This window comes from Pseudomonas sp. NBRC 111133 (genome assembly GCF_001320605.1).
In the GTDB taxonomy this organism is placed as follows: Bacteria; Pseudomonadota; Gammaproteobacteria; order Pseudomonadales; family Pseudomonadaceae; genus Aquipseudomonas; species Aquipseudomonas monteilii.
Map to the genome: position 1 here is coordinate 60,197 of NZ_BCBJ01000093.1, position 13,298 is coordinate 73,494.

Genomic DNA, 13,298 nt, shown 5'->3' on the forward strand with positions numbered 1-13,298 from the left:
GGTGTCCGGCCTTATAGTGCGCCACCGCGGTACGGCAGCCAGGCACCGGCACACACCGTGCATGATCCTTCCCTGCCATCGCCAGCCCAATCGCAGGATCAACGCTTGACCAACCTTACTCATCCGTCGTCATTGCGTTCCGCGCCACCCGCGCCCGCCGCTACCCTGCGCGGGTCGATCAAGGGTGCGCTGGCGCTGCTGGCCCTGATCCTGCTGGGCCTGCTGCTGTGGCAGCTGTTCGCCCAGTTCAACCACACCCAGTCCGACCTGCGCAAACAAAGCCTGGACGCCACCGCAGAGCTGGCCGACCACCTGAGCCTGAACATGGCGTTCAAGGCACAACAAGCCGTGAACGTGGTGCAGCCCTACGTCAATGCGCCGACGCCGGCCGCCCTGCCCAGCCTGCTGGATACCCTGCGCGAACGCCTGCCCGCCCTGCAGAGCATGGCCTGGCTGGACAGCGCCGGGCAGCTGCGCAGCGACAGCCTGGCGGGCAGCCCGGACCGCCAGTTGCTTGACGAGCTGCTGACGCTAAACCTGGGGCGCCCGTACTTCTTTACCAATTCGGCCGACAATCGAACCTTGTACCTGCTGCTGCGCCAGGCCGCCGAACAGGACCGCGGCTACTGGCTGCTGCGCCTGTCACCGGACTACTACCGCGAGCTCACCGTTCACCTCGATGGCGGTGGCCATCCGCTGTGGCTGCTGGAAAACAGCCGCAGCGGTGAAGTGCTGCAGCAGCACGCCCCAACCGACACCAGCCACGAGCCGTTGCAAAGCGTGATGCTGGCCTTCATCGACAACAGCACCTGGCAGCTGCGCGGCCTGTTCGACGCCAAGCTGACCCAGCAAAAATTGCTGCCCGCGCTGATCGGCAAATGCCTGTTGGTGCTGTTCTGTGCCCTGTTGCCGGTGTTGGCGCTGATCAACATGCGCCGCCGCCAGCGCGCGCTGCAGGAAGACCGCCGGCGCTACCAGGAAATCTTCGAAGGCACCGGCGTGGCCCTGTGCGTGCTCGACCTATCCAGCCTGCCCGGCCAGCTCGACCGCTACCACCTGCGCAACCACGCCGCACTCAGGCACAGCCTGGCGCTGGACCCGAACCTGCGCCGCTCGCTGCTGCTGGAGCTGAAGATTACCGAGGTCAACCAGGTGGCGCGCCAGCTGTTGAACATCGAATGCCACGAAGGGGCCTGGCAGCGGCTGATCGACGGCAGCGGCGATGGCCGCGACAGCGTCGGCATGCAACTGATCGACGCGCTGATCGAAAAACGCCAGGTGCTGGAACTTGAAGTGCGTCTGCCGGCTCCGCTGGGTGGCGAGTTGCACCTGTGGCTGATGGCGCGCCTGCCGCAGCAGCGCCGCGACTACCAGGCCGTGATCCTCAGCATCAGCGACATCACCAGCCGCAAACAGGTCGAGCTGTCGTTGCTGGAGCGCGAGAGTTTTTGGTCGGACGTGGTGCGCACCGTGCCCGATCAGCTGTACGTGCAGGACGTCATCAGCCAGCGGATGATCTTCAGCAACCGTCACCTGGGGCAGACCCTGGGTTACGACCGTACCGAACTTGCGCAGATGGGCGACCGCTTCTGGGAGCTGCTGCTGCACCCCGAAGATGCCGCGCACTACCAGGCATTGCGCCAGCAACAGCGTGACAACGGCCATGATCAACCGCTGCACTGCCAGTTGCGCTTCCGCCACCGTGATGGCGGCTGGCGCTGCTACGACATCCGCGAACAGGTACTGACCCGTGACGCCGATGGCCTGGTAACGCGCATCATCGGCGTGGGCAAGGACGTGACGGTGCAGATCGAGGCCAGCCAGTCACTGCGCGACAGCGAACAGCGCTACCGCATGCTCGCCGAAAGCATCAGCGACGTGATCTTCTCCACCGACAGCCTGCTGCAGCTCAACTATGTCAGCCCCTCCGTGCAGAGCGTGCTGGGCTACCAGGCTAACTGGATTTTTGCCAACGGCTGGCAATCGATCATCGCCAACCCGGCCCAGCTCACCGGCATCTACAGCCTGATGGAACGCGTCAGCAACGCCATGGGCGACCCGGCGCAACTGGCCCAGCTGCGCAGCCAGCTGCCAACCCAACTGTTCCTGTTCGACTGCCTGCGCGCCGATGGCCGCAAGATCCCGATCGAGCTGCGCCTGGTGCTGGTGTGGGACGATGACCAACGTTTTGAAGGCGTGCTTGGCGTGGGCCGCGACATCAGCCAGCAACGCCGCGCCGAAAAAGACCTGCGCATGGCCGCGACGGTATTCGAGCACTCCACGTCGGCGATCCTCATCACCGACCCGGCCGGCTATATCGTCCAGGCCAACGAAGCGTTCAGCCGTGTCAGCGGTTATGCCGTCAGTGAAGTGCTCGATCAGCTGCCGGGCATGCTTACCGTCGATGAACAGCAGGAAGGCCACCTGCGCTATGTGGTCAAGCAGCTGCACCAGCGGGGCAGTTGGGAAGGCGAGGTGTGGCTCAAGCGCCGCGACGGCGACCACTACCCGGCGTGGGTCGGCATTACTGCAGTACTCGATGACGAGGGCGACCTGGCCAGCTACGTGTGTTTCTTCACCGACATCAGCGAGCGCAAGGCCAGCGAACAGCGCATCCACCGCCTGGCCTACTACGACGCCCTCACCCACCTGCCCAACCGCACACTGTTCCAGGACCGCCTGTACAACGCGCTGCAGCAGGCCGAACGGCAGAAGGCCTGGGTGGTGCTGATGTTCCTCGACCTGGATCGTTTCAAGCCGATCAACGACTCCCTCGGCCATGCCGCCGGCGACCGCATGCTCAAGGACATGGCCCTGCGTCTGCTGGCCTGCGTGGATGACGACGACACCGTGGCGCGCATGGGCGGCGACGAGTTCACCCTGCTGCTGCAACCGCGCCCCACCCGCGAGATGGCCCTTAACCGCGCCATTCACGTGGCCGAGAACATCCTCGGCAGCCTGGTGCGCCCGTTCGTGCTGGAAAATCGCGAGTTCTTCGTCACCGCCAGTATCGGCATCGCCCTCAGCCCGCAGGATGGCGGCGAACTGAGCCAGTTGATGAAAAACGCCGATACCGCGATGTACCACGCCAAGGAACGCGGCAAGAACAACTTCCAGTTCTACCAGGCCGAAATGAACGCCAGCGCCCTGGAGCGCCTGGAGCTGGAAAGCGACCTGCGCCATGCCATGGAGCAGAACGAGTTCATCCTCTACTACCAGCCGCAGTTCAGCGGCGACGGCAAGCGCCTGACCGGTGCCGAAGCGCTGCTGCGCTGGCGCCATCCGACCCGTGGGCTGGTGCCTCCGGGCGACTTCATCCCGGTGATCGAGGAGCTGGGCCTGGTGGTGGACGTGGGCGACTGGGTGCTGCGCGAGGCCAGCCGGCAGCTCAAGGCCTGGCACAAGGCCAAGGTGCGAGTGCCCAAGGTGTCGGTGAACATTTCCGCGCGGCAGTTCTCCGACGGCCAGTTGGGCACGCGCATTGCCAACATCCTTGAAGAAAGCGGCCTGCCGCCTGCGTGTCTGGAGCTGGAACTGACCGAAAGTATCCTGATGCGCGAAGTGAACGAGGCGCTGCAGATTCTTGCCAGCCTGAAGAACCTCGGCCTGAGCATTGCGGTCGACGACTTCGGCACCGGCTACTCGTCGCTCAACTACCTCAAGCAGTTCCCAATCGACGTGTTGAAGATCGACCGCACCTTCGTCGACGGCCTGCCCGAAGGTGAGCAGGATGCGCAAATTGCCCGGGCGATCATCGCCATGGCCCACAGCCTCAACCTGGCGGTCATCGCCGAGGGTGTGGAAACCCACGAACAGCTGGAGTTCCTGCGCGAGCATGGTTGCGACGAGGTCCAGGGCTACCTGTTCGGGCGGCCAATGCCGGCGCATCAGTTCGAGGCGCAGTTCTCCAACGAGACCCTGTTCATGTTCCATTGAGGGGTGCACCGCCCCCTCAAAAGCGGACTTTCGGGTCAACTACCGCGCCCGCGCAGCCCAGACACGGCGCGGGATGCAACATGAAGCCCATTGGTCCGCGACTTGATGCCACTTCATATGCCAGCCGCGAATCAATCGGTTAGAATGCCCCCCCAAACTACCCCGATCCTTGAGGACCGCCATGTTCAGCCGTGATTTGACCATTGCCAAGTACGACGCCGAGCTCTTCGAAGCCATGCAGCAAGAAGCTCTGCGCCAGGAAGAGCATATCGAGCTGATCGCTTCGGAAAACTACACCAGCCCGGCCGTCATGGAAGCTCAGGGCTCGGTCCTGACCAACAAGTACGCCGAAGGCTACCCAGGCAAGCGTTACTACGGTGGTTGCGAGTACGTCGACGTCGTCGAGCAACTGGCCATCGACCGTGCCAAGGAGCTGTTCGGCGCCGACTACGCCAACGTCCAGCCGCACGCCGGCTCCCAGGCCAACGCTGCCGTCTACCTGGCCCTGCTGTCGGCCGGTGACACCATCCTGGGCATGAGCCTGGCCCACGGTGGCCACCTGACCCACGGTGCTTCGGTAAGCTCCTCGGGCAAGCTGTACAACGCCATCCAGTACGGCATCGACGGTAACGGCCTGATCGACTACGACGAAGTCGAGCGCCTGGCTGTCGAGCACAAGCCGAAGATGATCGTTGCCGGCTTCTCGGCCTACTCGCAGGTTCTGGACTTCGCCCGCTTCCGCGCCATCGCCGACAAGGTCGGTGCCTACCTGTTCGTCGACATGGCCCACGTTGCCGGCCTGGTTGCCGCTGGCGTGTACCCGAACCCTGTTCCGTTCGCCGACGTGGTCACCACCACCACGCACAAGACCCTGCGCGGCCCGCGCGGCGGCCTGATCCTGGCCCGCGCCAACGCCGACATCGAGAAGAAGCTGAACTCCGCTGTCTTCCCGGGCGCCCAAGGCGGCCCGCTGGAGCACGTCATCGCGGCCAAGGCCATCTGCTTCAAGGAAGCCCTGCAGCCTGAGTTCAAGGCTTACCAGCAGCAAGTGGTGAAAAACGCCCAGGCCATGGCCAGCGTGTTCATCGAGCGTGGTTTCGACGTGGTGTCCGGTGGCACCCAGAACCACCTGTTCCTGCTGTCGCTGATCAAGCAGGAAATCTCCGGTAAGGACGCTGACGCCGCCCTGGGCAAAGCCTTCATCACCGTCAACAAGAACTCGGTACCGAACGACCCACGTTCGCCATTCGTCACTTCGGGCCTGCGTTTCGGCACCCCAGCCGTTACCACCCGTGGTTTCAAGGAAGCCGAGTGCCGCGAGCTGGCCGGCTGGATCTGCGACATCCTGGCTGACCTGAACAACGAAGCGGTTATCGACGCTGTACGTGAGAAGGTCAAGGCCATCTGCAAGAAGCTGCCGGTTTACGGCAACTGATTGGCGATTGCCTGATGTGAAGAAGCCCGGCCTAGTGCCGGGCTTTTTCGTTTGCGCCGCTGCAATCACGTATTACCCTGTGCCCCCATTCACTCATCGAGCACAGGCCGCACCTTGACCAGGGAACAACTCGAAACCCACCAGATCCCGATCTACTTCGCCGCCGTGCTTGCGGCCGTAGCCTTCGGCTTGATGGCCAGCGACAGCGCCAGCCAGCTGGAAGCCCTGGTCACTCCCGCCATCGCCGTGCTGATGTATGCGATGTTCCTGCAGATCCCTTTCCTCGACCTGCGTCAGGGTTGGGGCAACCGCCGCTTCATCACCGCGCTGCTGCTCGCCAACTTCATCCTCGTGCCGCTACTGGTCTGGGCCATTACCCGTGGGCTGGTGGAACACCCGGCGATCCTCGTCGGCGCCTTGCTGGTGCTGCTTACGCCGTGCATCGACTATGTGGTGGTGTTCACCCACATCGGCAAAGGCGATTCGCGCCTTACCCTGGCCGCTACACCTGTGCTGCTGTTGCTGCAACTGGTGCTACTGCCGGTGTATCTGGCCTGGATGCTGGGAGACAGCAGCAACGTGGCAATCTCCATCGCCCCGTTCGTGGAAGCCTTTGTACTGTTGATTGTGCTGCCAATGATCCTGGCCGTGCTCACCAGTGTCGGCGCTCGTCGCTCAGGCGCGGTTTGGGCCTGGAACAACGCCTGTGCGTGGTTGCCCGTACCGGCGATGGCCCTGGTGCTGGTGGTTGTGATCGCCTCGCAGATTGCTGTGGTGCTACGAGATTTCGACCGTTTGCTACCGGTAATTCCGGTGTACATCGGCTTCATGTTGCTGGCGCCGGTGCTCGGGTTCATTTCGGCGCGGCTGCTGCGCCTGCCTGTTGCCGAAGCACGCTCGGTCACCTTCAGCGCCGCCACGCGAAACTCGCTGGTGGTGCTACCGCTGGCGTTGGCATTGCCCGAAGCGATACGCGGGTTGGCGGCTGCGGCGGTGATCACGCAGACACTGGTGGAGTTGGTGAGCGAGCTTGTCTATGTCAGAGCGGTGCCACGGGCCATACGCTGACCCGTGGCCAAGGATCGCGCCGGTCACGAGCGCCAAGGGTAGGCGGCAAACACCTGCACCTCGACCAGGTACCCCTCGCCCAGGTCTGCGCCCACGCACGCCCGTGGCGGTTTGGGAAAACCCTGCAGCCAGGTGTCGTACACCTCATTGACCAGGTCGAAATGGCGGTAGTCGGCAAGCCACAACTGAACCCTGGTCAGTTGCGCCTTGCCGATATCAGCCTCTGCCATCAGGCCGTCAATCGTGCTCAGCGCCTGGCGCAGCTGCCCCTGCACATCCTCCTGCAGGTTGCCCGCCACCACCCCCGCCGTTTCGAACAGCCCCCTGTAGCTGACCGCCAGGGACATCCGCTCGCCGGCCCCGAAACGTGTGATCATGAAGCCGCCTCCCCGCAGCCCATCTGGTTGAGGCAAACGACTTTGGGCTGGGTCATGTCTTCATAGGCGAACCGCACCCCTTCGCGCCCAAGGCTCCCATACTTGGAGCCACCAAATGGCATGGCATCGAAGCGGTAGTCGGACGAATCGTTGATCATCACCCCGCCAGCCTCAATACGCCGGGCCAGGCTCAACGCCAGCGACAGGTCGCGGGTGAACACGCCGGCATGCAGGCTGTATTCCGGGGCGTTGGCCTGCGCTAACGCCTGCTCGATGCTCTCGAACGGCGCCAGCATCACCACCGGTGCAAACACCTCTTCAAGCCACAGCCTGCTGGCGTGGTCAACACCCTCCAGCACTGTCGGGGCATAGGCGGCACCCTGACGCTGATGGCCGCAGAGCAGGCGAGCCCCACCCTGAAGGGCCTGGTTGACGCGTTCTTCGATCTGCCGTGCAGCGGCTTCGGTGATCATCGGCCCCATGTCGGTTGCGCGCTGCCCCGGGTCGCCCAGCACCATTGCCTGGGTCAGGGCGACGAAGCGCTGGCGAAACACCTCATAGATCGAGGCATCCACCAGGATGCGCTGGGTGCCGATGCAGTTCTGGCCCGCCGCCCAGAACGCGCCCGACACACACGACTCGACAGTCGCTTCAAGGTCGCAGTCCTTCAGCACCAGCACCGGCGCATTGCCGCCCAGGTCCATCGCCAGCTTTTTCAGGCCAGCCCCCCGCGCAATCTGTTCGCCGGTAGCGAAGCCTCCGGTAAAGGAAATCATGCGTACTTCACGTATGGCCACCAGGGCCTTGCCCAGCTCGGCGCCCCCCGTGGCTACCGTGACGACGGCCTCCGGCAGCCCTGCATCAATCAGGTACTGCACCAGCTTCACGGCAGAAAGCGGGGCCAGCTCCGAGGGTTTCAGAATGACTGCATTGCCGCCTGCAATGGCTGGCCCCAACTTGTGCGCGACCAGGTTAAGCGGGTCGTTATAGGGGGTAATGGCCAGGATCAACCCCAGCGGTTCGCGGGTGAACCAGCCCTGGCGCGATTCAGAGCCTTCATAGGCATCGAAAGGCACCACTTCACCGGCATTGCGCCGCGCTTCTTCTGCAGACAGCTTGAGCGTGTTGATGCAGCGCTTCACCTCCTTCTCGGCCTGACGCAGGGTCTTGCCTGCTTCATCGACGATCAGGCCGGCAAAATCTGCAGCGTCGCGCTCGATGAGGCGGGCAGCCTGCTCCAGAATGCTGGCACGTCGATGCCGGGGTAGCGCGGCACTTTCGCGCACGCCGCCGCGAGCACGGGCGAGCAGGCTTGGCACCGCGTCGGCGCAAAGATTGGCAACGCTCCCCACCAGGCTGCCGTCGAAGGGGCTGAACACATCGATCAAGTCGGGTTGGCTATTGGCGACCCGGGACACGGAAGTCAGGCTCATGAACGTTGCTCCTCAGGCCGAACGGCCGGCGGTGTGAATGGCGACGATATCCGACAGCAGGGCAAATGCGGTTTCGACACGCCCGGCACCCGGGCCGGACACGGTCACCGCGCCCAGCAGCTCGGTGTTGAACGCAACCGCATTGATCGCACCGCAAATGCCCGCCAGAGGGTGCTGACCCGGCAACAGGCGGGCCTCGACACGGGCGCTCACCGAACCATCGGCTTGCCGGCTGGCGCTGCCAATCAATTTCCAACGCTGGCCCTGGGCCTGCGCCTGCTCGATAGCCGCGCTGTCGATGGCGCTGATACCGCTGCAGGCGACATCACTCACCTGCAGGCAGGCGCCGAGCAACTCATTGGCCAGAATGACCACCTTCAGGCGTACGTCATGGCCTTCCACATCGGCGGTCGGGTCTGCCTCGGCATACCCAAGCGCTTGGGCCTGGGCCACCGCCTCGGCAAAACCAAGCCCCTCCTCCATGCGTGTGAGCACGTAGTTCGAGGTGCCGTTGAGGATGCCCTCGAACCCCACCAGGCCTGCCCCTGCCAAGGTCTGGCGCGCCATGCGCAGTACCGGCGTGCCGCTCATCACCGCGCCTTCGTATTCGAACGACACGCCATTGGCCTTGGCCAAAGCCTTGAGCGCTTGGGCATGCAAGGCGACCGGCCCCTTGTTGGTGGTAACCACATGCTTACCCGCTTCCAGCGCCCAGCGGCAGAAGGTTGCCGCTGGCTCGCCGTCCGTTGGGTTGGTGAATGTGGCCTCGGCGATGATGTCGGCGCCAGACTGCTTGATCACCGCCTCATTGAAGGCTTCAGCCGAACCTTGAGGGATTTGCGCCAACGCCCCCTTTTGAGCCGGCAACGCGACCAGCGTGGCGGCATCCAGGCCATCGCGGTCGATTGCCGAACCCAGGAACAGATCGGTGACGCCCACGATCTTCAAGCCAAAGCCCAGCTCTTGCTGCCAGCGCGCGTTGCGTTCGGCAATCAGTTGGGCCAGGGCACGGTTCACGCCACCAAAGCCAACGAGTGCAATTTTGTATTCGGTCATGGTTTGCTGTCCTTTCCAGGCGGTTGGTCGATGAGGACAAGCGTAAGAGCCGTGCAATGCCAGTTGAATATGGCAATCCGCTGTATTTATTGGCCAATCTGGCCAGTGCCCCTGCACGCCTGAGCGCCCCGCCGGAATGCAAAACGCCGCCAGGGTGCAAGCCCGGGCGGCGTGGGTGTAACGCGGGTCATCAAACGCAACAGCGCAGTTCAGATCACCGTGGCCAGCACAAACGATGTCACGGTGTTCTCGACCCCGGGCATGGCGGCGATTTCCTTCCACACATGGTGAACCCGCTCCGGGCTTGAGGCCTCGACGCGCAGCAGCAAGTCGAATTCGCCGCTGAGCACTTCGCATTGGATCACTTCGGGTATTTGGCGCAGCGCATCAAGCACCGCGTCACCGCGCATGCGGTCATAGCGGTAGACGAATATCACCGCGTTAATCAGTGACGTCGGCCGTCGGCCCTCACCGATGCGCAAGGTATAGCCCTGGATGGCCCCGTCGCGCTCAAGTCGCTCGATGCGCTGGCGTACCGCATTGCGCGACAGGTTCACCTTCAGCCCTAATTCAGCATGGGCAATACGCGCATTGGCGGTGAGCTCGGCAAGAATGCGCTCGTCCAGGGGGTCGAGGATGCGCTTCATCGCCCGGCCTGCAAGCGTGCCAACAACGCATGAACCCCCGCCAGGTCCTCTGGTTTCAGCAGTGGCCCGGCGCCGGCAGTGCCCTCGACGTCGGCCGGCACCTCACCGTGCCAGGCCCCCAGCTCCGCCAGCAGCCCGGCGGACTTTTCCGGGGCAAACTGCCCCAGTGTGACGATGGGCGCGCCAATGTTGCGCCGGTGTAAACGCCCGGCGAACACCCCTGTTGCGGCATGCGGGTCTACTGCGCTGCCGGTTTCGTGGAACAGCGTGATGATTTCCTCGCGAATCAACGCATCGTCCACGGCGTAGGAGTCAAACAGCATGCGTGCATGCAACCACTGGCGGTTGCCGATGCTCAGCTCGCCACAGGCCTCGAAATGCTCCATCAGCGCCCGGGTCGCCCCGCCATCGCGGTCATACAGCTCCCAGACGAAGCGCTCCAGGTTGGAGAACAGCGAGAAGTCCATGACCGGTGACAGCGTCTGGCTGGTGGAACCCCGGCTATAGCGATTGCAGTGAATGAACCGGTGCAAGGCATCGTTGCGGTTGGTGGAAACGATGATCTGGTTGATGGGCAGGCCCATCTTCTGGGCGATGAACCCTGCGTAGATTTCGGCAAAGCTGGCCGTGGGGATGCTGAAGCCCACGGGGCGTGTCCCCCCGCCCAACTGCAGCGCAGCATGGAAATAGAACACGATCTGCGCCAGCACGCCGACCCAGTTGGTCGAGTTGAAACTCACCGGAATCAGCCCGGGGCATGGCCAGGCTCGCAGCAGCGCCGACACCAGCGACTGGCAGTCGTCAAAGCTGCCATCCACGGCCACGCAGCTGACGCTGTCGGACGCGGCACGGCGCATCACCGCTGCACGGTCAGCAGGTGTGCCCGCATTGGGATACAGCGCCAGCAAGCACGCCGCCGGGCAATGCCGCAGGGCCTCGATCGCCGCCACCGCCGTATCGCCGTTACTGGCCCCCACCAGCATGACCCGCTCGCAATCCGGCCCCAGAAAGTGCCGGATGAGCCGCGCCTGCAACTGTGCGGCAAAGTCCTTGGAGGAGCGGGTAGGCCCGTGAAACAGCTGCAGGATCCATTCGTTATGGCCCAGCTGCTGCAACGGGGCGATGCCACGGTGCTTGAACCCGCGATAGCTGTCGCTGACCAGCGCCCTGAGGGTCGGTTCGTCGAGGGTATCGCCCACAAACGGTGCCATCACCCGCCAGGCCAGTTCGTCGAACGGCAACCACGACCAGCTGGCAATCTCCTGCGGGCTGAACACCGGCACCGAGGTGGGCACGTAAAGCCCGCCATCGTCGGCCAGGCCAGAAAGCAACGCCGTGCGGAAATCGACTCGTGTTTCGTTGCCGCGCGTGGATGTGTACTGCATCGGTGCTCCAGACAGGTACTTGAATTAACGGTGCGCCATGGCCACCAGCCAGTGGCTGAATGCCTGGGCATCCGGGGACAACGCTTCACCCAGGCCGCGTACCAGGTAAAACGATTCGCTCGCCTCGATGCGCGGGGTAAAGGGCGCGACCAGCCGCCCCTCCTGCAGCAAGTCCTTTACCAGCGACGAGCGCGCCAACGCCACACCCAGCCCCAACTCCGCCATGCGCAAGGTCGACACCAGCGTGTCGAACTGCAGACCGCTCGAAGAGTCGACCTGATCGGCGCCCACCCGCTCCAGCCAGTAGCCCCAGCCTTCCTCGTAACCCAGCACATGCAGCAACGGGGCACGGGCCAAGTCACGCGGCTCACGCAGCGGGCAATCGGCGGCCAGCGCGGGCGAGCAGACCGGTACCAGCACGTCGCGGGTCAGGCGTTGCGCCTCCACACCGGCCCACTGTCCGCTGCCCCAACGGATTTCCAGGTCATCCTCGGCATCCAGCTCCTTGACCCACAGGTTGCTGATGTAGCGGATGTCCACCTGGGGGTGCGAACGCCGAAAATCGGCCAACCGGGGCGCCAGCCAGAAGTGCAGGAACGACAGGCTGCCGCGCACCTTCAAGGGCCGACGCTGGCGTTGCCCGAAGATTTCGTTGGTGCCTACCGCCAGCCGGCTGATCGCGTCCTGCACCACCGGCAGGTAGGACTGCCCTTCTTCGGTCAGCCCCAGCCCACGCGGCAGGCGCTTGAACAGCGCTACTCCCAACTGGCTCTCCAGGTGGCGAATCTGCTGACTCACCGCCCCCTGGGTGAGGTGCAGCTCTTCTGCTGCATGGGTGAAGTTCAGGTAGCGCGCCGACACTTCGAAGGCTCTGAGCCAGTTCAAGGGGGGCAGGGTTTTCTGGGTCATCGGCGGTTTCTCGTGGCAACGTTCCGGTGGCCTAGTATCACCCTGCTCAGGCGGCCTCGGAACCAGGCGCCACGGTTTCCAGCGGCAACGGACGACGCTGGCGGAATTTGCAGGTCAACCAGAACGCCAGGTAACACCAGGCGATGAAGGGCAAACCAAAGTACAGCGCCACACGCTGGGCCGGATCGAAGGCGATACCCACACAGGCCAGCACACAGCAGAAGATGGCTGCCAGCGGCACGAACGGGTAACCACGCACGCGGAACTTGAGGTCTTCAAGCTTGCCGCCATTGGCGATGTAATGACGGCGGAACGCAATCTGGCTGGCGGCGATGCTGATCCACACCACAACCACCGCCAGCCCGGAAATGGACACCAGTGCCAGGTAGATGGTGTCGGGCGCGAACACGCTGCTCAGCAGTGAGGCCATACCGCCCGCCATGCTCAGCACGATGGCATTGAAGGGCGTGCCGCGACGGGACAGCGAGGCATACCGGCGTGGCATGTTGCCTTGGTCGCTGAGGGTCCAGAGCATGCGCGCGGCTGCGTACAACCCGGAGTTGGCCGCCGACAACAACGCGGTGATGATGACGAAGTTCATGATGTCCGCCGCGTAGGGGATACCAATCATTTCAAAGACCATCACGAACGGGCTTTCCACCACGCCGGCCTGTTCGCGCGGCAACAAGGTGGCGAGCACGAAGATGGTGCCGACGAAGAACAACGCCAGGCGAAGCACGGTGGTACGGATGGCTTTGGGTACGTTCTTTTCAGGGTCTTGGGTTTCGCCGGCAGCAATGCCGATCAGCTCGGTGCCGGAAAAGGCGAAGGCCACTGCCAGCAAGGTCATGGCAATCGACCAGAACCCCGTGGGGAACAGCCCTTCGCGGGTAAAGTTACCCAGCCCGACACTCTGCACGTGGGCAACCTCGAAGCCGCCCAGGATCGCACCACCACCCACCACCAGGAAAGCGATCACCGCCAGCACCTTGACCAACGACAACCAGAATTCGGTCTCAGCGAACGAACGTACCGAAATGATGTTGCTGATG

At 63.7% G+C, this 13,298-nt stretch carries 10 protein-coding genes; 3 read left to right on the forward strand and 7 right to left on the reverse strand.

Going from position 1 to position 13,298, the window contains the following annotated elements; translation table 11 throughout:
• The first annotated feature begins 105 nt into the window (after positions 1-105).
• From APH36_RS22030 to APH36_RS22040, 3 genes are all read left to right on the forward strand, one after another.
• Positions 106-3,936: a GGDEF and EAL domain-containing protein gene (locus APH36_RS22030; RefSeq protein ID WP_060500255.1), complete on the forward strand. Its 3,831-nt coding sequence runs from the start codon at positions 106-108 to the stop codon at positions 3,934-3,936.
• Positions 3,937-4,117: 181 nt separating this feature from the next.
• A complete protein-coding gene (glyA, locus tag APH36_RS22035) occupies positions 4,118-5,371 on the forward strand; it encodes a serine hydroxymethyltransferase (RefSeq protein ID WP_016713363.1) in 1,254 nt (417 codons plus the stop codon).
• A gap of 114 nt (positions 5,372-5,485) precedes the next feature.
• Positions 5,486-6,439, forward strand: coding sequence for an arsenic resistance protein (locus APH36_RS22040; protein WP_060500257.1), 954 nt, complete (start codon positions 5,486-5,488; stop codon positions 6,437-6,439).
• A 23-nt stretch (positions 6,440-6,462) separates the two neighbouring features.
• Here APH36_RS22040 and APH36_RS22045 read toward each other — a convergent pair whose 3' ends face one another.
• From APH36_RS22045 to APH36_RS22075, 7 genes are all read right to left on the reverse strand, one after another.
• Positions 6,463-6,816 carry a RidA family protein gene (locus tag APH36_RS22045; RefSeq protein WP_016713365.1) on the reverse strand — a complete coding sequence of 118 codons (354 nt, stop codon included), beginning with the start codon at positions 6,814-6,816 and terminating at the stop codon, positions 6,463-6,465.
• Positions 6,813-8,249, reverse strand: coding sequence for an aldehyde dehydrogenase family protein (locus APH36_RS22050; RefSeq protein WP_060500259.1), 1,437 nt, complete (start codon positions 8,247-8,249; stop codon positions 6,813-6,815). The genes APH36_RS22045 and APH36_RS22050 overlap by 4 nt, the downstream gene beginning before the upstream one ends.
• A 12-nt stretch (positions 8,250-8,261) precedes the next feature.
• On the reverse strand, positions 8,262-9,305 hold the full coding sequence (locus APH36_RS22055) for a homoserine dehydrogenase (RefSeq protein ID WP_060500260.1): 1,044 nt from the start codon (positions 9,303-9,305) through the stop codon (positions 8,262-8,264).
• A gap of 209 nt (positions 9,306-9,514) precedes the next feature.
• The gene (locus tag APH36_RS22060; protein WP_016713368.1) at positions 9,515-9,952 is read right to left on the reverse strand and encodes an Lrp/AsnC family transcriptional regulator; all 438 of its coding nucleotides are present in this window, start codon (positions 9,950-9,952) and stop codon (positions 9,515-9,517) included.
• Positions 9,949-11,337: a threonine synthase gene (locus APH36_RS22065; protein WP_060500262.1), complete on the reverse strand. Its 1,389-nt coding sequence runs from the start codon at positions 11,335-11,337 to the stop codon at positions 9,949-9,951. Before APH36_RS22065 ends, APH36_RS22060 begins: the two co-directional genes overlap by 4 nt.
• A 24-nt stretch (positions 11,338-11,361) precedes the next feature.
• Positions 11,362-12,246 (reverse strand): LysR substrate-binding domain-containing protein, encoded by an 885-nt coding sequence (locus APH36_RS22070; protein ID WP_060500264.1) that lies wholly within the window; start codon positions 12,244-12,246, stop codon positions 11,362-11,364.
• Between the two features lie 46 nt (positions 12,247-12,292).
• Positions 12,293-13,298 (reverse strand): amino acid permease (locus APH36_RS22075; protein ID WP_060500266.1); only part of this gene is annotated, 1,006 nt, incomplete at its 5' end.

Coding starts and splice junctions, on each gene's coding strand:
- APH36_RS22060 (WP_016713368.1), bottom strand. CDS start 9,952: ATGAAGCGCATCCTCGACCCCCTGGACGAGCGCATTCTTGCCGAGCTC.
- APH36_RS22065 (WP_060500262.1), bottom strand. CDS start 11,337: ATGCAGTACACATCCACGCGCGGCAACGAAACACGAGTCGATTTCCGC.
- APH36_RS22045 (WP_016713365.1), bottom strand. CDS start 6,816: ATGATCACACGTTTCGGGGCCGGCGAGCGGATGTCCCTGGCGGTCAGC.
- APH36_RS22070 (WP_060500264.1), bottom strand. CDS start 12,246: ATGACCCAGAAAACCCTGCCCCCCTTGAACTGGCTCAGAGCCTTCGAA.
- APH36_RS22055 (WP_060500260.1), bottom strand. CDS start 9,305: ATGACCGAATACAAAATTGCACTCGTTGGCTTTGGTGGCGTGAACCGT.
- glyA (WP_016713363.1), top strand. CDS start 4,118: ATGTTCAGCCGTGATTTGACCATTGCCAAGTACGACGCCGAGCTCTTC.
- APH36_RS22050 (WP_060500259.1), bottom strand. CDS start 8,249: ATGAGCCTGACTTCCGTGTCCCGGGTCGCCAATAGCCAACCCGACTTG.